The sequence below is a fragment of the Pseudomonas sp. AU11447 genome (genome assembly GCF_001672555.2).
Taxonomy (GTDB): Bacteria; Pseudomonadota; Gammaproteobacteria; order Pseudomonadales; family Pseudomonadaceae; genus Pseudomonas; species Pseudomonas nitroreducens.
On sequence record NZ_LZDG02000013.1, the window covers coordinates 85,405 to 106,522 of the forward strand.

The following is a 21,118-nucleotide window of genomic DNA, read 5'->3' on the forward strand; positions in this document are numbered from 1 at the left end:
GACGCGTGAGAAACACAATGACAACGACGCAAAACCAGGCGACGACGCTGGAGCTGAGCACCATCCAGCCCATCGCCGCGCACGAACGACACGGCCGCGCCCGCGACCTCTTCACCATCTGGTTCGGCAGCAACATCATGCTGCTGACCGTGGTCACCGGCGCCCTGGCGGTCACCGTGTTCAAGCTGCCATTCTTCGCCGCCGTGCTGGCGCTGGTGCTGGGCAACCTGGTGGGCGGCGTGTTCATGGCCCTGCACTCGGCCCAGGGCCCACAGCTGGGCGTGCCGCAGATGGTGCAGACCCGCGGCCAGTTCGGCTCCTTCGGCTCGTTGCTGGTGGTCGCCCTGGTGGTGATCATGTACCTGGGCTTCTTCGCTTCGAACCTGGTGCTCGGTGGTCAGGCGCTGCATGCGCGCTTCGAGGTGATCGGCACCAACACCGGCATCCTGCTGGTGGGCGCGATCAGCGTGATCGCCACGGTGTTCGGCTACCGCCTGATCCACGGCTACACCCGTGTGATGTCCTGGCTGTCCGGCGCGGTGCTGCTGGTCAGCTTCGTCTGGCTGGTGTTCGTCCACGGCCTGCCGGCGGACCTGCTGCAGCGCAACGAGAACAACATCCCCGGCTTCCTCGGCGCGCTGTCCATCGCTGCGCTCTGGCAACTGGCCTACGCGCCCTACGTTTCCGACTACTCGCGCTACATGCCGCAGGGCACCGGTTCGCGCACCGCGTTCTGGTCCAGCTACTGGGGCTGCTGCCTGGGCTCGATCCTGCCGATGCTGCTGGGCGTGCTGGTTGGCCTGTCCGTGGGCGAGGGCGACGTCATCGCCGGCTTGATCGAGATGACCGGCGGCTTCAGCGCCATCATGGTCGCGGTGTTCTCCATCGGCATCGCCGCCACCAACTCGATGAACCTGTACTGCGGCACGCTCTCGGCCATCACTGTCGGCCAGACGCTGATTCCCGCCTGGTCGGCCAAGGCCGGCTGGCGCGCGGTGATCGCCCTGGCGCTGTTCGGCGGCTCGCTGACCATCGCCCTGCTCGGCCAGGACAACTTCATGGCCAACTACACCAACTTCATCCTGCTGCTGCTCTACGTGCTGGTGCCCTGGAGCGCGATCAACCTGGTCGATTACTACCTGATCGCCCACGGTGAGTACGACGTGCTGTCGTTCTTCCGTCGTGACGGCGGGATCTACGGCACCTTCAACTGGACCGCGGTGAACTGCTACATCCTCGGCATCCTGGTGCAGGTTCCGTTCATGTCCACCGCGCTCTACACCGGCGCTGCGGCGCAGGCCATGAACGGCGCGGACATCTCCTGGGTCGTCGGCCTGGGTGTGGTCTCGCCGGTCTACTGGCTGTTCAGCCGCAAGCGCCAGCGCGCCCTGAAGGCGGCCCGCGCATGAGCCGTCGTACCGGGTTCTTCTTCGACGAGCGCTGCTTCTGGCACGCGACCGGGCTGCACGCACTGATCCTCACGGTCGGCGGCTGGCTGCAGCCGCCGGTGGGCGCCGGCCACGCCGAGTCGCCGGAGAGCAAGCGCCGGCTGAAAAGCCTGATGGACGTTTCCGGCCTGAGCAACCAGCTCAAGCTTTCCAGCGCGCCGCTGGCCAGCGAGGAAGACCTGCTGCGTGTGCACCCGGCGAGCTACCTGGAGCGCTTCAAGGCGTACAGCGAAGCCGGCCACGGCGATATGGGCGAGGAAACCATGGTCAGCCATGGCACCTACGACATCGCCCGGCAATCCGCCGGCCTGACTATCGCCGCCGTCGACGCGGTGCTGCGCGGCGAGCTGGACAACGCCTATGCGCTGTCCCGCCCGCCGGGCCACCACTGCCTGCCCGATCGCGGCATGGGCTTCTGCTACCTGGCGAACATCGCCGTGGCGGTGGAGACAGCCAAGGCGCGCCACGGCATCCAGCGCGTGGCGGTGCTGGACTGGGACGTGCACCACGGCAACGGCACCGAGGCGATCTTCTACGGCCGTGACGACGTGCTGACGCTGTCGATCCACCAGGCCGACTGCTACCCCACTGGGACTGGCGCGGTCGACGACTTCGGCGAAGGCGCGGGCAAGGGCTACAACCTCAACGTGCCGCTCTATCCGGGCAGCGGCGACGACGCCTACCGCGCGACCATGGAAACCATCATCGTGCCGGCGCTGGAACGCTTCCAGCCCGAGCTGATCGTGGTCGCCAGCGGCTTCGACGCCAACGGCGTGGACCCACTGGCGCGGATGCTCGCCCACAGCGAGACCTTCCGCTTCATGACTGCCGCCGTGCGTGACGCTGCCGAGCGCTTGTGCGATGGCAAGCTGGTGGTGGTGCACGAGGGCGGCTACGCGGAAGCCTACGTGCCGTTCTGCGGTCACGCGGTGATCGAGGAAATGGTTGGCGTGCGCACCGAGGTGGTCGACCCCTTCCTGCCGATGCTTGAAGGCCAGCAGCCGGACGCCGACTTCCGCGCCTTCCAGCGCCAGGCGCTGGAGCGGATGGCGGCGAAGCTGCTGGGCTGATGTTGCTAGCATGGGGCCTGGCGACGAAACGGCGGATAACCGCGAGCGGTTATTCGCCCTACGACAGGGGTTCGGCCCCAGGTAGGGCGAATAACGCCCCAGGCGTTATCCGCCGCCGGTCCTGGGTCGAACTTGGGCCTGCGTCCTACAACGTTTTCCTGCCCGAGCGGCTAGAGTGGGGATTCCATCCAAAACAACGGATCGCGTCCCCATGAAGTTCCTGCTCCTTCCCCTCGGCCTGCTGGCCTTCTCCTCCCTCGCCCAGGCCGCTGCCGACTGCGCCGACGCCCAGACCCAGGCGGATATCAACGCCTGCATCGGCTCCGCGTACAAAGCCAGCGACAAACGCCTCAACGACCTCTACGGGCAGTACCGCCAGCGCCTGGATGCCGGACAGAAGAAAGCGCTCACCGCCGCGCAGAAAGCCTGGCTGAACTACCGCGACCTGAGCTGCAAGTTCGAGACGTCCAGCGTCGAGGGCGGCTCCGGTTACCCGATGGCCTACAGCAACTGCCTGAAGGCCATGACCGATAACCGCATCAAGGAGCTGCAGGCGCTGTCCGACTGCCAGGAAGGCGACTTCAACTGCCCCGCTCCCAAGCGGTGAGCTGATTTGTAGGATGGGTGGAGCGGAGCGATACCCATGCTGTTGGTCAGCCGGATTGACGGGTATCGCTGCGCTCCACCCATCCTACGGGCTCCATGGAGGTGAGTAGCTTCCGGCTTTCTGTAGGAGCGAGCTTGCTCGCGAACAGATGTCCCGGTTGCGCCGGTGCTGGGCGGGTTCGCGAGCAAGAACTAGGCGTCCCCCTCGCTCCTACAGATCAGGCCCACCGCGATTCATTCGATGTGGTGCCGAGACTGGCCATCGCGGACGGAGTCCGCTGCTGCGAGGAGCGCGGCACAAAAAAAGGGAGCCTTGCGGCTCCCCTGGAGAGACGGCCGCGGAAGTGGTTCGCGGCCGTGGAGCGGTTACGCCGTCAGGCGGCGCGGAACAGGTTGTGCGGGTCGATGACGAATTTCTTCGGCACCCCGGCATCGAACTCGCCGTAGCCTTTCGGCGCGTCGTCCAGGGTGATGACTTCCACCCCGACGATGTCGGCGATCTTGATGCGGTCCCACATGATCGCCTGCATCAGCTGACGGTTGTACTTCATCACCGGGGTCTGGCCGGTGTGGAAGCTGTGCGACTTGGCCCAGCCCAGGCCAAAGCGGATGCTCAACGCGCCGTGCTTGGCCGCGTCGTCCACTGCGCCCGGGTCCTCGGTGACGTAGAGGCCCGGAATACCGATCTTGCCGGCCACCCGAACCACGCCCATCAGCGAGTTCAGTACGGTGGCCGGAGCCTCGTGCTGCGAACCCGAATGGCCGTGGCCACGAGCCTCGAAGCCCACCGCGTCGACCGCGCAGTCCACTTCCGGCTCGCCCAGCAGGTCGGCGATCTGCTCGTGCAGCGGGGTGTCCTTGGACAGGTCGGCAATCTCGAAGCCCTGGGCCTTGGCGTGGGCCAGGCGGGTCGGGTTGACGTCACCGACGATCACCACGGCGGCGCCCAGCAGGCGCGCCGACGCAGCGGCGGCGAGGCCGACCGGACCGGCACCGGCGATGTAGACGGTGCTGCCCGGACCGACGCCGGCAGTCACTGCGCCGTGGTAGCCGGTGGGCAGGATGTCGGAAAGGCAGGTCAGGTCGCGGATCTTCTCCATCGCCGCGTCGCGGTTGGGCAGTTTCAGCAGGTTGAAGTCGGCGTAGGGCACCAGTACGTATTCCGCCTGGCCGCCGACCCAGCCGCCCATGTCGACGTAGCCGTAGGCGCCGCCGGCGCGGGCCGGGTTGACCGTCAGGCAGACGCCGGTGTGCTGCTCCTTGCAGGTGCGGCAGTGGCCGCAGGCGACGTTGAAGGGCACCGAGACCAGGTCGCCGATCTTCATGGTTTCCACGCCACGGCCGATCTCGACGACTTCACCGGTGATCTCGTGGCCCAGCACCAGGCCTTCCGGCGCGGTGGTGCGGCCACGGACCATGTGCTGGTCGGAGCCGCAGATGTTGGTGGAGACCACGCGCAGGATTACCCCGTGGTCGATCTGCTTGCCTTGCGGGTCCTGCATCTTCGGATAGGGGATGTTCTGGACCTCGACCTTTCCTGGGCCGAGATAAACCACACCACGATTGCCAGACATACGCATTCCTCATTGTGTTTGTGGGTACAAAAGCGGGCCTTTCGGCGCGCGGTTCTGCACTGGGATGTCGTGTGTTGCGCGACAGGGCCGGTAGGTATTGCTGGCAGCCGGCTGGGCTGTCGGTGTTGCTCGTTGCTTGGCAGTGGGCCTGAGGGCCACACTCCGAGGTGAAACGTAGGGCGGATGAGCTCCATCCATCCGCCGTTGCAGGCGTCATGGCGGATAACGCCGGTGGCGTTATGCGCCCTACGGGAGTGCCGTGGTTACAGCACCACCGTCCGATTGGCGTTCAGGAACACCCTCCGCTCGATGTGATAACCCACGGCCTTGGCCAGGGTCAGGCACTCCACGTCGCGGCCCTTGGCGATCAGGTCCTCGGGGTAGTGGGAGTGGTCCACGGGCTCGACGCCCTGGGCGATGATCGGGCCCTCGTCGAGGTCGTTGTTGATGTAGTGGGCGGTGGCGCCGACCAGCTTCACGCCTTTCTGGTAGGCCTGGTGATAAGGCTTGGCGCCCTTGAAGCCGGGCAGCAGGGAGTGGTGGATGTTGATCGCCCAGCCGTCCAGGCGGCGGCACAGCTCAGGCGAGAGCACCTGCATGTAGCGGGCGAGGATGACCAGTTCGGCGCCGCTTTCCTCGATCACCTGCCAGACCTTTGCCTCCTGCGCGCCCTTGTCGTTAGGGTCGAGGGTGAAGTGGTGGTAGGGGATGCCGTGCCAGCGCGCCAGCGGTTCCAGGTCCGGGTGGTTGGAGACCACCGCCACCACGTCCATCGGCAGCTGGCCGATGCGCTGGCGGTAGAGCAGGTCGTTCAGGCAGTGGTCGGCCTTGGAGACCATGATCACCACCTTGCTGCGATAGCCCGGCGGGGTCAGCTCCACATTCATCTGGAAGGGTGAGACGCGGTCGGCGAGGCCGGCGCGGAAGGCCGCTTCGTCGAAGCCGTCGCCAGCGCGGAATTCGATGCGGATGAAGAAGCGCTGGGCCAGGCGGTCGTCGAAGGAGTGGTGTTCGGTGACGTAGCAGTGCTGCTCGAACAGGTAGCGCGTAACCACGTCCACCGTGCCCAGCAGGCTCGGGCTATCGGCGGTGAGGATCCAGGTATCGGGGGTGCGGCTCATGGTCTGGCTCCGAAGTTTTCCTCTGGTTGCAGAGGTTGGAGTGGGGTTTCCCTCACCCCGGCCCTCTCCCAGGGGGAGAGGGGGAAGAGCGTTTCTTATGCCGCCACCTGCAGCCCGTACTCGGCGCAGGCGTCCTGCAGCCACAGCCAGATGTAGTCGGAGAAGCTGCGGCGCACCACCAGTTCCCAGGTGTGCTCGCCGGTGTGGCGGATCACCAGCTGGGACTTGGCGAAATTGGTGCCCACCGCCTTGCCCACCGGGAAGTTGCTCGGGTGCACGTCATAGCCGGTGGACTTCATCAGCACTTCGCGGACCTTGGCGCCTTCGAGTTCCAGCAGGGTCTGGCCGCCGCTGACGTTGATCACCGAGTAGTGCAGCTCTTCGCCCAGCGCCTCGCGCAGGCGCTGCTCGACGGCGAATTCCTCGCCGCCGGGCACGATCAGCAGCCACTCGTCCGGGCCGAGCCACTGCAGCGAGGTTTCGCCCTTGGCCACCAGGCCCAGGGCGACCGGCAGTTCCAGGCCCAGGGCCTTGTGCACGCCGCCGGCGAAGGCCGGGTCGTGGGCGTCGCCGCGCAGGGTCAGGTGGCCGAGGAATTTCTTCTCGCGCAGGGTCACACCGGCGTTGGCCACCTTGCGCGCGGCGAGCTTGTCCAGCTCGGCGTGGTGCAGGGGCGATTCGGCCTGGATACCGTCTGCGGGGCGTTGCTGGTAGAGGTTGGCTTTGCTCATGTTCTGTTCACCTTGGGATTCTGGCGCTTTCCCTCTCCCCAACCCTCTCCCTGAAGGGAGAGGGGGCGGATCGGCTTTTGCTTGCAGCTCGTGGCTTGCGGCCTGAGGCTGCTTTCAATCAATCCACGTTCTGCCGTTCGCCTTTCGGGTCGTAGAACACCGAGCTGCAGATTTCCGCCTCGATCACCCGGCCATCGGCCAGCGGGGCGTAGACCTTCTCGCCCAGGCGCTTGATGCCGCCCTTCACCACTGCCAGGGCAAAGCTGTAGCCCAGGCTGCTGCTCATGTAGCTGGAGGTGACATGGCCGACCATGGTCGCCGGCACCGTGTGCTGCGGGGTGAACAGCAGCTGCGCGCCCTCGGGCAGCAGGTCCATCGGGTTGGTCGGCTTCAGGCCCACAAGCTGCTTGCGGTCTTCGCGCTGGCAGTCGGCGCGGTTCATGCCGCGCCAGCCGATCCAGGAGAACGGCTTGGTACGACCGACCGCCCAACCCATGTTCAGGTCGTCCGGGGTGACCGAGGCATCGGTGTCCTGGCCGACGATGATGAAGCCCTTCTCGGCACGCAGGACGTGCATGGTCTCCGTGCCGTACGGCGTCAGGTTGTACTTGGCGCCGGCGGCGATGATGGCCTCCAGCACGCCCATGGCGTAGTTGGCCTGGATGTTCACCTCGTAGGACAGCTCGCCGGTGAAGGAGATGCGGAACACCCGCGCCGGGACGCCGGCGACCTTGCCTTCCTTCCAGGTCATGAAGGGGAAGGCGTCCTTGTCGAGGTCGATGTCGGTGACTTCGGCCAGCAGCTTGCGGCTGTTGGGGCCGGACAGGGTGAGGGTGGCCCAGTGGTCGGTGACCGAGGTGAAGTACACCTTCAGCTCCGGCCATTCGGTCTGGTGGTACAGCTCCAGCCACTCCAGCACGCGCGCCGCGCCGCCGGTGGTGGTGGTCATGACGAAGTGGTTGTCGGCCAGGCAGGCGGTCACGCCATCGTCGAAGACCATGCCGTCTTCCTTGCACATCAGGCCGTAGCGGGCCTTGCCCACGTCCAGCTTGGTCCAGGCGTTGGTGTAGACGCGGTTGAGGAACTCGCGGGCGTCCGGGCCCTGGATGTCGATCTTGCCCAGGGTCGAGGCGTCGAGCAGGCCGACCGACTCACGCACGGCGCGGCATTCGCGGGCCACGGCGGCGTGCATGTCTTCGCCGCGCTTGGGGAAGTACCACGGACGCTTCCACTGGCCGACGTCCTCGAACTCGGCGCCGTTCTTCACGTGCCAGGCGTGCAGGGCGGTGAAGCGCACCGGCTCGAACAGGTGGCCGCAGTGCCGGCCGGCGACGGCGCCGAAGGTCACCGGGGTGTAGTTCGGGCGGAACATGGTGGTGCCGGTGTCGGCGATGCTCTTGCCCTGGGCACGGGCGGCGATGGCCAGGCCGTTGATATTGCCCAGCTTGCCCTGGTCGGTGCCGAAGCCCAGCGCGGTGTAGCGCTTGACGTGCTCGATGGACTCGAAGCCCTCGCGGCAGGCCAGTTCGATGGCGGCGGCGGTGACGTCGTTCTGGGTGTCGACGAATTGCTTGGGTGCGCGCGCCGTGGATTTCTCGTGGGGCACCTGGAACAGCGCGAGGGTGGCGTCTTCGGCGCGCTCGGCGACCACCGGCAACTCGCCTTCTACGGACTTGAAGCCGCCGTCGACAGCGGCCTGGCTGCCGGCCTGGTAGCCATCGGCCAGGGCATCGGCGAGGCGGAATACGCCGTTCACCGCGCCGGCACAGATGCGCTTCTGGAAGGCCAGGCCGGGCACGAAGGCGAGGATGTCCTCGCGCCACTCCGGCTTGCCGCCCAGGTGCGAGGCCAGGTGCACCACCGGGCTGTAGCCGCCGGAGCTGGCGATCAGGTCGCAGTCCAGCCATTCGCCGGGTGCGTTGACGGTGTGGCGGAAGGTGTCGATGGACGCCACCTTCGCGCCGCTCACGCGTTTGCTGCCGCGTGCCTCGATCACTGCGCTGCCGGTGATGACCCGCATACCGCGCTTGCGCGCTTCCTCGACCCATTCGCCACGCGGATTGGGGCGGGCGTCGGCGATGGCGACCACCTGCAGACCGGCTTCCTGCCAGTCCAGGGCGACGCGGTAGGCGTAGTCGTTGTTGGTGGACAGCACCAGTTTCTTGCCCGGTGCGACGCCATAGCGGCGCACATAGGTGGAGACGGCGCCCGCGAGCATGTTGCCCGGTACGTCGTTGTTGCCGTAGACCAGCGGGCGCTCGTGGGCGCCGGCGGCCAGCACCACGCGGTTGGCGCGAACGCGGTGCACGCGCATGCGCACCTGGCCCAGTGGGGCGGTCTCGCCGATGTGATCGGTGCGGCGCTCGTGGACGGTGAGGAAGTTGTGGTCGTGGTAGCCGTTGACCGTGGAACGCGGCAGCAGGATCACGTCCGGGTTGCCTTCCAGCTCGGCGATGGCCTTGGCCACCCATTCCTCGGCCGGTTTGCCGTCGAGGGTCTCGCGGGTGTCGAGCAGGCTGCCGCCGAACTCTTCCTGTTCGTCGGCGAGGATCACCCGTGCACCGCTGCGCGAAGCGGCCAGGGCGGCGGCGAGGCCGGCGGGGCCGGCGCCGACGATCAGCACGTCGGCGTGGTGGTTCATCCAGTCGTAGCTGTCCGGGTCCACTTCGGTGGGCGCGCGGCCCAGGCCGGCGGCCTTGCGGATGTACTTCTCGTAGGTCAGCCACATGGACTGCGGGTACATGAAGGTCTTGTAGTAGAAGCCGGGCGGCATCAGCTTGCCGCCGACCTTGCCGAAGATCCCCATGAGGTCGTTCTGCACGTTCGGCCAGCCGTTGGTGGCGGTCGCCACCAGGCCGCTGTACAGCGCCTGCTGGGTGGCGCGTACGTTGGGCACCTGAGTGGATTCGCGCGAGCCGATCTGCAGGATGGCGTTGGGCTCTTCGGCACCGGCGGCGACGATGCCGCGCGGGCGCGAGTACTTGAAGCTGCGGCCGAGGATGTCGACGCCGTTGGCCAGCAGCGCAGCGGCCAGGGTGTCACCGGCGAAGCCCTGGTAGCTCTGGCCGTTGAAGCTGAAGGTCAGCGGCTTGTTGCGGTCGATGCGACCGCCACGGGACAGGCGATTGATCTGGCTCATTAGGCCTTCTCCACGGCGGGCTGGACGGCGGCTTGCTTCTCGGTGTCAGCATCGGCGGCGGTGACGCTGGGTTTTTCGCCGATCTTGTAGGTTTCGAGGATTTCGTAGGTCACGGTGTGGCGGGTGACGTTGAAGTACTGGCGGCAGCCGGCGGCGTGCACCCACAGCTCGTGGTGGATGCCGCGCGGGTTGTCGCGGAAGAACATGTACTCGCCCCACTCGGCATCGGTGCAGGCGGCGGGATCGAGCGGGCGCGGGATGTGCGCCTGGCCCTTGGCGTGGAATTCCTCTTCGGAACGCAGCTCGCCGCAATGGGGGCAGAAGATGTTCAGCATGGTTGTGCCCTCTTAGTGAGCTACGGCCGCAGCGCCGTGTTCGTCGATCAGTGCGCCGGTGTGGAAACGTTCGATGGAGAAGGGCGCGGCCAGCGGGTGCGGCTCGCCCTTGGCAAGGGTGGCGGCGAAGACGTTGCCCGAGCCGGGGGTAGCCTTGAAGCCGCCGGTGCCCCAGCCGCAGTTGAAGAACAGGTTCTTCACCGGGGCCTTGCCGATGATCGGGCAGGCATCCGGGGTGGTGTCGACGATGCCGCCCCACTGGCGGTTCATGCGCACGCGCGACAGCACCGGGAACATCTCGACGATGGCCTGCAGGGTGTGCTCGATAACCGGGTAGGAGCCGCGCTGGCCGTAGCCGTTGTAGCCGTCGATGCCGGCGCCGATGACCAGGTCGCCCTTGTCCGACTGGCTGATGTAGCCGTGCACGGCGTTGGACATGATCACGCTGTCGATGATGGGTTTCAGCGGCTCGGAGACCAGCGCCTGCAGCGGGTGCGATTCGATCGGCAGGCGGAAGCCGGCGAGCATCGCCATGTGCCCGGAGTTGCCGGCGGTGACCACGCCGACGCGCTTGGCGCCGATGAAGCCGCGGTTGGTCTCGACACCGATCACTGCACCATCCTGCTTGCGGAAGCCGATCACTTCGGTCTGCTGGATCAGGTCCACGCCCAGGGCGTCGGCGGCGCGGGCGAAGCCCCAGGCCACGGCGTCGTGACGGGCCACGCCGCCACGGCGTTGCACGGTGGAGCCCATGACCGGGTAGCGGGCGCTTTTGGTGCAGTTCAGGTAGGGAATCTCTTCGGCCACCTGCTGCGCATTGAGCAACTCGCCGTCCACGCCGTTGAGTCGGTTGGCGCTGACGCGGCGCTCGCCGTCGCGCATGTCCTGCAGGGTGTGGCAGAGGTTGTAGACCCCGCGCTGGGAGAACATGACGTTGTAGTTCAGGTCCTGGGACAGGCCTTCCCATAGCTTCATGGCGTGTTCGTAGAGCAGCGCCGACTCGTCCCACAGGTAGTTGGAACGCACGATGGTGGTGTTGCGCGCGGTGTTGCCGCCACCCAGCCAGCCCTTCTCGACCACCGCGACGTTGGTGATGCCGTGCTCCTTGGCCAGGTAGTAGGCCGTCGCCAGGCCGTGCCCGCCACCGCCGACGATGACCACGTCATACACCGGCTTGGGCGTGGGCGTGCGCCACATGCGCTGCCAGTTCTCGTGGTGGCTCAGGGAGTGCTTGAACAGGCCGAAGCCGGAGTAGCGTTGCATGGGGTGCTCCTAAAATCTCTAGTCGCCGTGCCGCCCCTGTAGGAGCGAGCTTGCTCGCGAACCAGCCCCGCTGTGAGGCCGTTCGCGAGCAAGCTCGCTCCTACAAGAGCCCTGCCGGGAATCTCAACGGTAGACCGGGAAGTCCGCGCACAGCCCGGCGACCTGGGTCGCCACCTTGGCCTCGACGTCGGCGTCACCCAGGTGGTCCAGCACGTCGCTGATCCAGCCGGCCAGCTCGCGGCACTGTTCTTCCTTCAGGCCACGGGTGGTGACGGCGGGCGTACCGATGCGGATGCCGGAAGTGACGAACGGGCTCTGCGGGTCGTTCGGCACGGCGTTCTTGTTCACGGTGATGCCGACGCGGCCGAGGGCGGCGTCGGCTTCCTTGCCGGTCAGGCCCTGCTTCACCAGGCTGATCAGCATCAGGTGGTTGTCGGTGCCGCCGGAGACCACGTCGTAGCCACGCTCGATGAATACCTTGGCCATGGCCTGGGCGTTCCTGATCACCTGCGCCTGGTAGTCTTTGAAGCCGGGCTCCAGCGCCTCCTTGAAGCACACCGCCTTGGCGGCGATCACGTGCATCAGCGGGCCGCCCTGGGCACCGGGGAAGACGGCGGAGTTGAGCTTCTTCTCGATCTCTTCGTTGGACTTCGCCAGGATCAGGCCGCCGCGCGGGCCGCGCAGGGTCTTGTGGGTGGTGGTGGTGACCACGTCGGCGTAGGGCAGCGGGTTCGGATACAGGCCTGCGGCGACCAGGCCGGCAACGTGGGCCATGTCGACGAACAGCAGCGCCCCAACCTTGTCGGCGATGGCGCGGAAGCGCGGGAAGTCCAGCGTCTTGGAGTAGGCGGAGAAGCCGGCGACGATCATCTTCGGCTTGTGCTCCACGGCCAGGCGCTCGACTTCGTCGTAGTCGATCAGCCCGGTGTCGGTGTTCAGGCCGTACTGCACGGCGTTGTAGAGCTTGCCGGAGGACGACACCTTGGCGCCGTGGGTCAGGTGGCCGCCATGGGCCAGGCTCATGCCCAGGATGGTGTCGCCGGCGTTGATCAGCGCGAGGTACACGGCAGAGTTGGCCGAGGAGCCGGAGTGCGGCTGCACGTTGGCGTAGTCGGCGCCGAACAGCTGCTTGGCGCGGTCGATGGCCAGTTGCTCGACCTTATCCACATGCTCGCAGCCACCGTAGTAGCGCTTGCCCGGATAGCCTTCGGCGTACTTGTTGGTCAGCCCGCTGCCCTGGGCCTGCATGACGCGCTTGCTGGTGTAGTTCTCCGAGGCGATCAGTTCGAGGTGGTCCTCCTGGCGGGACTCCTCGGCATTCATCGCCGCGAGCAGTTCGTCGTCATAGCCCTGGATCTGGTCGTGCTTGCTGAACATCGCTGGTCTCCCTGCGGCGCCCGGAAGCGCCATGGCCGGTACGGAGCCGAGTGGCCCCCATGGCAGCGATGGTATGACTGGCCCAGCCGGTCCAGATGCCTGCGCACGTCGCGGGTAGGTGCGTTTGCGACATGCCGCGACAGGCGCAAAAGCGACCGGGTGCGTGGAATTGCTCGCGGCGGCTGGTCAGAATGCGACATGCCTGCGCCAGGGCGGCGTGGCTGGTGGAGTCATGCGGATGAAGCGCTTCTTTCTATGGGGGTCGCTGGGCCTTGCCCTGCTGGTGTCGATGGGTTCGGCCTGGGGCATGTCGCGCCTGTTCGACGGCGACGCCAATGTCTGGATGCAGGGCGGGACGCTGTGCTTCGGCGGCGCGGCGTTCAAGTCGCCCGGTTTGTTCTTCAACCGCACGCTGAAGGTGGATGAGCGACAGGTAGCGGTGCACTACATCGAGGTCTCCCGCGAGCCTTACGAGCCGTTCTGGGCGTCTTCCAGTATCGAGCCGGCCCAGGGCGTGCCGCTGCGCAGCGACACCTGCTTCGCCTACGGCCAGGCGATCCCCGGCTTCACCGAGAAAACTCCGGCCCGGCCCCTGGAAGCAGGCATGTACAGCGTCACCGTTGGTGGGCACGACAGCCGCGGGGACGGCGCACGGGCGACGTTCATGAAGACCTTCTGCCTGGAGTCGCGCGGCGATGGGCTCGCAGTCATTGACGCGGGCTTCGACGAGAGAGCCGGTCGCTGGCTCTGCAAACCCGCGCAATGAAGCTGCGGATAGGAACCGCCCGGCCAAGGGACTAAACTGCGGCCCTCACGAAATGCGAGGACGCCATGAACCGTTCCCTGACTCTGCTTTCCGCCCTGCTGCTCACCGCGACGCTGCAGGGCTGTGGTGACGACAGCAAACCCGCCAAGGCCGAAGCGCCCGAGGCTGCCAGCACCGCCGCTGCCGCCACCCCGGCTGGCGACAGCTGTTCCGGCCATGAACTGGAGCGCGCATTGCCGCCGACCAAGGCCGTCTACGGCTATCCCTACCTGTCCCGCGAATGCGGCTATGACAGTGCCACCATCGTCTACGGCAAGGCCGATGGCAGCCAGCAACTGGTCGTGACCCTGACCGACACCGGCCTGCCGGCGCCGGGCGCCGACCAGCAGGGTGAGGCCGCCAAGCAGTACCTGGCCGCCCAGGCCAAGCTGCGCGACACCACCGCGAAGAACGTCTCGCTGCTCAACCAGGCGCGCCAGGCCGCGCTGCAGAACGGCACCGCCGCGCAGTTCGGCGGCGAGCAGTACCTGCCGGTGATCGACAGCACCCGCATGGGCGACCCGCTCGCCATCAGCGTGCCGGGCCCGGACGACAAGGCCGGCGAATCGAGCCTGACGGGGCTGATCAAGGGCCGCTACGTGCTCAACATGACCTCGCCGGACAAGCCCAACGGCGGCACCGCCCAGTCCCTGCGCGAGCTGTTCATGCCGGTTTCCGAGCAGATGGCGCTGACCAAGCTGCCCTGACAGATAGAGAGATATCTGACAGGAAGTCATCCCGGTTTCTGATCCTCCATCTCACCTAGTTCTTAGGAAGATTCTCGGCATCGCTCATTACCGATCGCCAGAGGCCGAGGTGGAGGACCATGAACTGCAGATTGAGAAACCTGCCCCTGCTGCTGGCAGCAGCGTTTTCGCTGGCCGGCCATGCGACGCAGATGCCTGCGCAACCCGCACCCGAGGTCAAGGCCTACAGCGGTGCGGGCGGCGTCAAGGTCTGGCTTGAACAGATTGGCCCGCGCAAGGCCAATATGTTCCTGGTGCGCATCGGCGGGGTGGCCCACGCATGGAACATGCGCATCCATCGAATGGATGGCCTCAGCCTGCTCGACGAATCCCTGTTCAAGCTGCATTCCCAGGACAGGGAACCTATCGCCCTGGTGCTGCGTGGCGACTGCGGTGAAGTGATGCTCCCCGGCGAAAGCAATGCCCGGAAAGTCTGCTACGACCAGCAGCTGTCGGCGACCCAGGATGCCAAGCAGTTCGTCAGCGCCTACGTGAACCAGCGGCTGTAAGAGTCCGGCTGCACGAGAGGCGGGGTTTTCGCTACGCTGCTGACTGACATTTCTGCGCAGTCCCGAGGCAGCCCCATGACCGACAACACCCAACAGTTCGCCAGCGACAACTATTCCGGCATCTGCCCCGAGGCCTGGGCGGCGATGGCCGAGGCCAACCGCGGCCACGAGCGCGCCTACGGCGACGACCAGTGGACCGCCCGTGCCTCCGACTATTTCCGCGAGCTGTTCGAGACCGACTGCGAAGTTTTCTTCGCCTTCAACGGCACCGCCGCCAACTCCCTGGCCCTGGCGGCCCTGTGCCAGAGCTACCACAGTGTGATCTGCGCCGAGACCGCCCACGTCGAGACCGATGAGTGCGGTGCGCCGGAGTTCTTCTCCAACGGCTCCAAGCTGCTGCTGGCGCGCACCGACGCCCAGGGCAAGCTGACCCCGGCAGCGATCCGCGAGATCGCACTCAAGCGCCAGGACATCCACTATCCCAAGCCGCGCGTGGTCACCATCACCCAGGCCACCGAGGTCGGCACCGTCTACCGCCCGGATGAGCTGCAGGCGCTCAGTGCCACCTGCCGCGAGCTGGGCCTGCACCTGCACATGGACGGCGCGCGCTTCTCCAATGCCTGCGCCTTCCTCGGCGCGACCCCGGCCGAGCTGACCTGGAAGGCCGGTGTCGAGGTGTTGTGCTTCGGCGGTACCAAGAACGGCATGGCGGTGGGCGAGGCCATCCTGTTCTTCAACCGCGAGCTGGCCGAAGGCTTCGACTACCGCTGCAAGCAGGCCGGCCAACTGGCCTCGAAGATGCGCTTCCTCGCCGCGCCCTGGGTGGGCGTGCTGCAGGACGACGCCTGGATGCATTACGCCAGCCATGCCAACCGCTGTGCACAACTGCTGGCCGAGCGCGTCGCCGACGTGCCGGGCGTGCAGCTGATGTTCCCGGTGGAGGCCAACGGCGTGTTCCTGCAGATGTCCGAACCGGCGCTGGAAGCCCTGCGTCAGCTCGGCTGGCGCTTCTACACCTTCATCGGTGCCGGCGGCGCGCGCTTCATGTGTTCGTGGGACACCGAGATCGAGCGGGTCGAGGAACTGGCCGCTGACATTCGCAAGGTCATGGCGGCAGGCTGAAGGGCGCCGGAGTTGTCCCCAGGCGCTGGGGACGGTTGCACGGGCAACCTGTCCCCAACCTGTGGATGAATGCTTGCAGGCCGCGGGCGGACTGGCCTGCACAGGTCTGGTCAATATTTGAGCGGCGCGGGTTGATGGTAAGAGCGAGCTTGCTCGCGAACATCCGTAGCCTCGCTTCACACCGTGGAATCAGGCGGACTGCGGTTCGCGAGCAAGCTCGCTCCTACAAGGGGGCTCACTCTCCACGGAGCGATTGGCACAGGATGAGACGGTGGTCTCAGCCGGCACGGATTGCCCCCTCTCCCTGAGGGAGAGGGCTGGGGTGAGGGGAATGCAAGGCACGGACCTCCCGGAGCACAAGCAGGGTTTCTATATCTTCACCGCCGTCCCGCTCACGCTGACCATCAGCATGCTGCCGTTCTGGCCCACCACCTCGTAATCCAGGTCGATGCCGACCACAGCATTGGCACCCAGCTCCTCGGCGCGTTCCTGCAGCTCCTCGAAGGCGATCTCCCGCGCCCGCCCCAACTCCTTCTCGTACGCTCCGGAGCGGCCGCCGATGATGTCGCGCAGGCCGGCGAACAGATCGCGGAACACGTTGGCGCCGAGGATCGCCTCGCCGACCACGATGCCGCGGTATTCCTGGATGGTCTTGCCCTCGATGGTGGGTGTGGTGGTCAGGATCATGGGATTGGCTCCTCTGCTGGGGAAATCCAGCATAGCCCTGCACCCTGGGGAAGGCCGCGCCGGCTGTGTTTCAGCATTTGGCGAAGATACCGGGGAAACCTTGTGATAAAGCTGTGGACAACCTGGTGGAAAATGACAGTCCCGTGGCACTTTCGTGAAGACTGGAAAATCGTCGCTCATTTTCGCAAGGTGCCCGCTATTCGTGGCTTGCAGAGGTAGAAGTGAGCGTTGGGGAGATCTCCACAGCTGCTGTGGAGGCACGCTTGCCCAACCTGTGGAAAACCTGTTGGGAGGTGCCTGCGGAGCTGGTGGTGCCTGGCTTGCCTGGATCTGGCTGTTTTCTGATCAACTCCTTCTTTTCAACCACTTGGGAGCCTGTGTATCGATTTCGGCAAATAGTCTGTGCACGATCTTTCCTCCGCTATCCCCGGTTTGTGTTGACCCGTTTGTGTGCCTCCTGTGGAAAACATCCTCCGTGCCACGCCTGCCGTGGGTTTCACCGCCTTGCTCAAGGATTGACCAGCCAGGGGGCAAGCAATTGATCCACAGCGACTTTTCCCGGCCGGCGGGAGCGGCGTAAAACTTTCCACAATGGCTGTGGGGCGAATCTCGAGGAAGCTGTGGACAAGCTGTACCCAGATCGCTGGAGGCCGCGCACGGCGCGCCGTCCTCGTCTCAGTACGTTTTTTGATCAAATGGCGAAAGTGGCGTCGTTACTGGCTTTCAGCGGATTTTCGGACGAGTTTTCCACATCGGCTGTGCAGCGTTCTGCCAGGAACTTGTGGGCGGGTTGTGGATGGATCGCTGCGAGCCCCGCTCCCTATGGCTCCCGCGGGGGTTGATCAATATTTGTCCAGGGCCCTGGGGGAGGCTGCCTATAATTTAGCCACGGCGGGCAGAAACCCTGGGGGCGGGAGATTCAGCATGTCCAGTTACTCGGTGGAACAGATCCGCACCGTGGCCCTGGTCGGCCACGGTGACAGCGGCAAGACCCTGCTTGCCGAGGCGCTGCTGCAGCATGCCGGCGCAATCCCCAGCATGGGTTCGCTGGAGCGCGGCGACACCCTCTGCGACTCCGACCCCATGGAGCGCGAATACCACCACTCCCTGGCCGCCGCACTGGCGCACTTCGAGCACGCGGGCGCACACATCCGCCTGGTCGACACCCCCGGTTATCCCGACTTCATCGGCCACGCGCTGCCGGCGCTCGCTGCGGTGGAAACTGCGCTGGTGGTGGTGAATGCGCAGAACGGCATCGAGCTGTCCACGCGGCGGATGATGGACTGGGCCGGCGAACGCGGCCTGTGCCGGATGCTGGTAGTGAACAAGATCGACGCCGAACGCGTTGACCTGCCGGCCCTGTTGGCGGGTTTGCGCGAGTCGTTCGGCAAGGAAGTACTGCCCCTCAACCTGCCCGCCGAGGGCGGCACGCGGGTTGTGGATTGCTTCTTCAATCCCGACGGCGAGGCTGACTTCTCCTCCGTGACCGAGGCGCACCAGGCGCTGGTGGACCAGGTGGTGGAGGTGGATGAGGCGCTGATGGCGCATTACCTGGAGGAGGGTGAGGTGGCGCCCGAGGCGCTGCACGAACCCTTCGAGCGCGCGCTGCGAGAAGGGCACCTGATTCCCCTGTGCTTCGTTTCCGCCCGCACCGGTGCCGGTGTGCCGGAGCTGGCCGACATGCTCGCGCGCCTCGCGCCCAACCCCGGCGAAGGCAACCCGCCGCTGTTCCTGCGCACCGACGACAAGGGCAAGGAACACCCGGTGACCTGCCAACCGGACCCCAAGGCCCATGTGCTGGCCCACGTGTTCAAGGTGGTGATCGATCCCTTCGTCGGCCGCTTGGCCGTATTCCGCGTGCACCAAGGCACGGTGCGCCGGGAAATGCAGTTGTTCGCCGGCGACGGGCGCAAACCGTTCAAGGTCGGACACCTGTTGCGCCTGCAGGGGAAGAAGCACGAGGAGGCGCCGTGGTTGATCCCGGGGGACTTCGGCGCGCTGACCAAGGTCGACGAACTGGAGTACGGGGTGGTGCTGCACGATTCCCACGATGAGGACCATATCCACCTCAAGCCCCTGGACTTTCCCGAGCCGATGCAGGGCCTGGCCATCGAGGCGAGCCGCCGCGGCGACGAGCAGCGCCTGGCGGAAATCCTCCAGCGCCTGCAGGCCGAAGACCCCTGTGTGCGCCTGGATTACAACGCCTCGACTCAGCAGACCGTGCTGCGCGGCATGGGCGAGATGCACCTGCGCTACCTGCTGGAACGCATGGCCGGGCAATACAAGCTGGAGGTGCAGACCCGCGCGCCGGCCGTCCCTTACCGCGAGACCGCCACGCGAGCGGCAGAGGGCCACAGCCGGCACAAGAAGCAGACGGGCGGAGCGGGGCAGTTCGGCGAGGTGTACCTGCGCATCGAGCCGCTGCCGCGCGGCGAGGGCTTCGCCTTCGTCGATGCGATCAAGGGCGGGGTGATCCCCGGCAACTTCATCCCCTCGGTGGAAAAGGGCGTGCGCTCGGCGCTGGCAGCCGGGCCGCTGGCCGGCTTCCCGGTGGAAGACGTCAAGGTCACGGTGTTCGACGGCAAGAGCCATTCGGTGGATTCCAAGGACATCGCCTTTCAGGCCGCGGGGCGCAAGGCCATGCTCGATGCATTGCGCAATGCCGGGGGCATCGTGCTGGAGCCGGTGATGCAGATCGAGGTGACGACGCCCGAGTCGCATCTGGGCGATATCACCGCCGATCTCACCGGCCGCCGGGGCCAGGTGCTGGGTACCGAGTCGCTGTCGGCCAGCGTCGCGCTGGTGCGTGGCCAGGTCCCGCTGGCGGAGATGGACGGCTACGCCAATCGCTTGAAATCCATTACCGCCGGGCAGGGGCTCTACAGCCTTTCCTCCAGCCATTACAGCGCTGTCCCACAGGACGTGCAGCAGCGCCTGTCCAGTGGCTACAAGGCAACCCCGGAAGAAGACTGAACGAATGTGGATAGTTGTCGCAGGCGGGCGCCGCAAAGGCCCGTGCCTGTGCGCTTTCACGCGTCGCCACAATGGCTTCGCCAGTCTGCTGTAAGCCACGTGGCATGCGGGTTGCAGGCGGGATCGAGGCGGCCATTCGGGTCGGCCGGAGGTGTCTCCAGGCTTGCGCCGGGACACCTCTGTCCTGTGGATAACTCGGTGGGTAACGTGTGGGACGGATGGGGGCAGCCTGTGATCAGTACTCGATCACCACATCGCCCTTGGGCACGCTGCAGCAGGACAGGATGTAGCCTTCGGCGACGTCTTCGTCGGTGATCCCGCCGTTGTGCTCCATCTCCACCTCGCCGGAGCGCTTCATTACTTTGCAGGTGCCGCAGATGCCCATGCCGCAGGCCTTGGGAATGTGCAGGCCGAGCTGGGCAGCGGCGGCGTGGACGGTCTCGCCCGGCGCCACGCGGATGCTTTTGCCGGTTTCGCAGAATTCCACGAGGTTCTGCTCGGCCAGCGGCACGGCTGGCGCTTCGGCGGCCTCGGCGGCCAGTTCCTTCACGTCGGCGCGCACTTCCGGTGGGGTCGGGCCGAAGGCTTCCTCGTGGTAGCGCGACATGTCGTAGCCTTCGGCTTCGAGCAGGCGCTTGATCGCGTGCATGTAGGGGGTGGGGCCGCAGCAGAAGACCTCGCGTTCGAGGTAGTCCGGCGCCATCAGCTGCAGCATCGCCTTGTTCAGGAAGCCCCGGTAGCCGGCCCAGGACTCGCCCATCTCGTACTTCTCGCAGACCAGGTACAGCTTGAAGTTGTTGATCCGCGAGTTCATGTGCTCCAGCTCGCGGTGGTAGATGATGTCCTTGGGCGTGCGCGCGCTGTGCACGAAGACCATGTCGACGTTGGCGTTGGTGTCGAAGAACCAGCGCGACATGGACATCACCGGGGTGATGCCGACGCCGCCGGAGAGGAACAGCACCTTCTCCGCGGGAAAATCGATGGCGTTGAAGTTGCCCACCGGACCGTGCACCGGGATCTGGTCGCCTTCCTTCAGGTTGTCGTGCAGCCAGTTCGAGACCTTGCCGCCGGGCACGCGCTTGATGGTGATGGAGAAGCTGTACGGCACCGAGGGCGAGCTGGAGATGGTGTAGGAACGCATGATCGGCTGGCCGTCGATCTCCAGTTCCAGGGTGACGAACTGGCCGGGCTTGAAGAAGAACATGATCGGCGCGTCGGCCATGAAGCAGAAGGTGCGCACATCCCAGGTTTCCTGGATGGCTTTCACGCAGCGCACCAGGTGGCGGCCGTTGGCCCAGGTCTGGGTGTTGACCGGGTTGAGGAAGGTGTTCGTCGACATGCTGTCTCTCCGCGCACGCGGGCCGTGCTGGGCCTGATGGGGCAGCGCCGGGGCCCGCTTGCCGGCGTCGAGGGACGCAGCAAGCACGGGGCCTGTCGGCATGCCTGATAGGGCGGATTGTGTGCACGAGGATGGCCGGTGCATTTACCTGCCAGCGACATTTGCATGCTTATCGCGACCTGCCGCCTGGGACGTGCCGTTGCGCGTCGGGAAATGATGTGGCCGTGTCGCCCATGGATAAGGGTTCCTACGGGGCGCGGCCCCACACTCAGC

The 21,118-nt window shown here is 66.1% G+C and carries 17 protein-coding genes; 8 read left to right on the forward strand and 9 right to left on the reverse strand.

Annotation, left to right across the window (positions count from 1 at the left end; all coding sequences use genetic code 11):
- Positions 1-17: 17 nt before the first annotated feature.
- From A6723_RS00445 to A6723_RS00455, 3 genes are all read left to right on the forward strand, one after another.
- Complete coding sequence (locus A6723_RS00445; protein WP_054909650.1) at positions 18-1,409, forward strand: cytosine permease; 1,392 nt, start codon at positions 18-20, stop codon at positions 1,407-1,409.
- Positions 1,406-2,518 (forward strand): class II histone deacetylase, encoded by a 1,113-nt coding sequence (locus A6723_RS00450; protein ID WP_054909649.1) that lies wholly within the window; start codon positions 1,406-1,408, stop codon positions 2,516-2,518. The genes A6723_RS00445 and A6723_RS00450 overlap by 4 nt, the downstream gene beginning before the upstream one ends.
- A gap of 211 nt (positions 2,519-2,729) precedes the next feature.
- Positions 2,730-3,125, forward strand: coding sequence for a lysozyme inhibitor LprI family protein (locus tag A6723_RS00455; protein WP_054909648.1), 396 nt, complete (start codon positions 2,730-2,732; stop codon positions 3,123-3,125).
- Between the two features lie 373 nt (positions 3,126-3,498).
- Here A6723_RS00455 and fdhA read toward each other — a convergent pair whose 3' ends face one another.
- From fdhA to glyA, 7 genes are all read right to left on the reverse strand, one after another.
- Positions 3,499-4,698 carry a formaldehyde dehydrogenase, glutathione-independent gene (fdhA, locus tag A6723_RS00460; protein WP_054909647.1) on the reverse strand — a complete coding sequence of 400 codons (1,200 nt, stop codon included), beginning with the start codon at positions 4,696-4,698 and terminating at the stop codon, positions 3,499-3,501.
- A 263-nt stretch (positions 4,699-4,961) separates the two neighbouring features.
- Positions 4,962-5,819 carry a formyltetrahydrofolate deformylase gene (locus A6723_RS00465; protein ID WP_054909646.1) on the reverse strand — a complete coding sequence of 286 codons (858 nt, stop codon included), beginning with the start codon at positions 5,817-5,819 and terminating at the stop codon, positions 4,962-4,964.
- Positions 5,820-5,914: 95 nt separating this feature from the next.
- Positions 5,915-6,550, reverse strand: a complete 636-nt coding sequence (locus tag A6723_RS00470) for a sarcosine oxidase subunit gamma (protein WP_054909645.1) — start codon at positions 6,548-6,550, stop codon at positions 5,915-5,917.
- A 118-nt stretch (positions 6,551-6,668) separates the two neighbouring features.
- The gene (locus A6723_RS00475) at positions 6,669-9,689 is read right to left on the reverse strand and encodes a sarcosine oxidase subunit alpha (protein ID WP_054909644.1); all 3,021 of its coding nucleotides are present in this window, start codon (positions 9,687-9,689) and stop codon (positions 6,669-6,671) included.
- Positions 9,689-10,024 carry a sarcosine oxidase subunit delta gene (locus A6723_RS00480; RefSeq protein ID WP_054909643.1) on the reverse strand — a complete coding sequence of 112 codons (336 nt, stop codon included), beginning with the start codon at positions 10,022-10,024 and terminating at the stop codon, positions 9,689-9,691. The genes A6723_RS00475 and A6723_RS00480 overlap by 1 nt, the downstream gene beginning before the upstream one ends.
- A gap of 12 nt (positions 10,025-10,036) precedes the next feature.
- Positions 10,037-11,287 carry a sarcosine oxidase subunit beta gene (locus tag A6723_RS00485; RefSeq protein WP_024766973.1) on the reverse strand — a complete coding sequence of 417 codons (1,251 nt, stop codon included), beginning with the start codon at positions 11,285-11,287 and terminating at the stop codon, positions 10,037-10,039.
- A 123-nt stretch (positions 11,288-11,410) separates the two neighbouring features.
- Entirely contained in the window at positions 11,411-12,664 is a 1,254-nt protein-coding gene (gene glyA / locus A6723_RS00490; RefSeq protein WP_054909642.1) for a serine hydroxymethyltransferase, read from the reverse strand.
- Positions 12,665-12,902: 238 nt separating this feature from the next.
- Between glyA and A6723_RS00495 the strand changes: the two genes are divergently transcribed.
- The 4 genes from A6723_RS00495 (at position 12,903) to A6723_RS00510 (ending at position 15,846) form a co-directional block, all read left to right on the forward strand.
- Positions 12,903-13,430: a hypothetical protein gene (locus A6723_RS00495; protein WP_054909641.1), complete on the forward strand. Its 528-nt coding sequence runs from the start codon at positions 12,903-12,905 to the stop codon at positions 13,428-13,430.
- Positions 13,431-13,495: 65 nt separating this feature from the next.
- Positions 13,496-14,176, forward strand: a complete 681-nt coding sequence (locus A6723_RS00500; protein WP_054909640.1) for a hypothetical protein — start codon at positions 13,496-13,498, stop codon at positions 14,174-14,176.
- Between the two features lie 119 nt (positions 14,177-14,295).
- Positions 14,296-14,724 carry a hypothetical protein gene (locus A6723_RS00505; RefSeq protein WP_139092868.1) on the forward strand — a complete coding sequence of 143 codons (429 nt, stop codon included), beginning with the start codon at positions 14,296-14,298 and terminating at the stop codon, positions 14,722-14,724.
- 75 nt (positions 14,725-14,799) lie between these two features.
- Positions 14,800-15,846 (forward strand): low specificity L-threonine aldolase, encoded by a 1,047-nt coding sequence (locus tag A6723_RS00510; RefSeq protein ID WP_024767033.1) that lies wholly within the window; start codon positions 14,800-14,802, stop codon positions 15,844-15,846.
- Positions 15,847-16,215: 369 nt separating this feature from the next.
- Here A6723_RS00510 and A6723_RS00515 read toward each other — a convergent pair whose 3' ends face one another.
- The gene (locus A6723_RS00515) at positions 16,216-16,533 is read right to left on the reverse strand and encodes a heavy metal-binding domain-containing protein (RefSeq protein ID WP_037012683.1); all 318 of its coding nucleotides are present in this window, start codon (positions 16,531-16,533) and stop codon (positions 16,216-16,218) included.
- 924 nt (positions 16,534-17,457) lie between these two features.
- Between A6723_RS00515 and fusA the strand changes: the two genes are divergently transcribed.
- Positions 17,458-19,506 (forward strand): elongation factor G, encoded by a 2,049-nt coding sequence (gene fusA, locus A6723_RS00520; RefSeq protein WP_054909638.1) that lies wholly within the window; start codon positions 17,458-17,460, stop codon positions 19,504-19,506.
- A 235-nt stretch (positions 19,507-19,741) separates the two neighbouring features.
- Here fusA and gbcB read toward each other — a convergent pair whose 3' ends face one another.
- Positions 19,742-20,845: a glycine-betaine demethylase subunit GbcB gene (gene gbcB, locus A6723_RS00525; RefSeq protein ID WP_054909637.1), complete on the reverse strand. Its 1,104-nt coding sequence runs from the start codon at positions 20,843-20,845 to the stop codon at positions 19,742-19,744.
- Positions 20,846-21,118 lie beyond the last annotated feature (273 nt).

Bases quoted from the DNA above. Each gene is read 5' to 3' on its own strand.
- A6723_RS00445 (WP_054909650.1), top strand. From the start codon at position 18: ATGACAACGACGCAAAACCAGGCGACGACGCTGGAGCTGAGCACCATC.
- A6723_RS00450 (WP_054909649.1), top strand. From the start codon at position 1,406: ATGAGCCGTCGTACCGGGTTCTTCTTCGACGAGCGCTGCTTCTGGCAC.
- A6723_RS00455 (WP_054909648.1), top strand. From the start codon at position 2,730: ATGAAGTTCCTGCTCCTTCCCCTCGGCCTGCTGGCCTTCTCCTCCCTC.
- fdhA (WP_054909647.1), bottom strand. From the start codon at position 4,698: ATGTCTGGCAATCGTGGTGTGGTTTATCTCGGCCCAGGAAAGGTCGAG.
- A6723_RS00465 (WP_054909646.1), bottom strand. From the start codon at position 5,819: ATGAGCCGCACCCCCGATACCTGGATCCTCACCGCCGATAGCCCGAGC.
- A6723_RS00470 (WP_054909645.1), bottom strand. From the start codon at position 6,550: ATGAGCAAAGCCAACCTCTACCAGCAACGCCCCGCAGACGGTATCCAG.
- A6723_RS00475 (WP_054909644.1), bottom strand. From the start codon at position 9,689: ATGAGCCAGATCAATCGCCTGTCCCGTGGCGGTCGCATCGACCGCAAC.
- A6723_RS00480 (WP_054909643.1), bottom strand. From the start codon at position 10,024: ATGCTGAACATCTTCTGCCCCCATTGCGGCGAGCTGCGTTCCGAAGAG.
- A6723_RS00485 (WP_024766973.1), bottom strand. From the start codon at position 11,287: ATGCAACGCTACTCCGGCTTCGGCCTGTTCAAGCACTCCCTGAGCCAC.
- glyA (WP_054909642.1), bottom strand. From the start codon at position 12,664: ATGTTCAGCAAGCACGACCAGATCCAGGGCTATGACGACGAACTGCTC.
- A6723_RS00495 (WP_054909641.1), top strand. From the start codon at position 12,903: ATGAAGCGCTTCTTTCTATGGGGGTCGCTGGGCCTTGCCCTGCTGGTG.
- A6723_RS00500 (WP_054909640.1), top strand. From the start codon at position 13,496: ATGAACCGTTCCCTGACTCTGCTTTCCGCCCTGCTGCTCACCGCGACG.
- A6723_RS00505 (WP_139092868.1), top strand. From the start codon at position 14,296: ATGAACTGCAGATTGAGAAACCTGCCCCTGCTGCTGGCAGCAGCGTTT.
- A6723_RS00510 (WP_024767033.1), top strand. From the start codon at position 14,800: ATGACCGACAACACCCAACAGTTCGCCAGCGACAACTATTCCGGCATC.
- A6723_RS00515 (WP_037012683.1), bottom strand. From the start codon at position 16,533: ATGATCCTGACCACCACACCCACCATCGAGGGCAAGACCATCCAGGAA.
- fusA (WP_054909638.1), top strand. From the start codon at position 17,458: ATGTCCAGTTACTCGGTGGAACAGATCCGCACCGTGGCCCTGGTCGGC.
- gbcB (WP_054909637.1), bottom strand. From the start codon at position 20,845: ATGTCGACGAACACCTTCCTCAACCCGGTCAACACCCAGACCTGGGCC.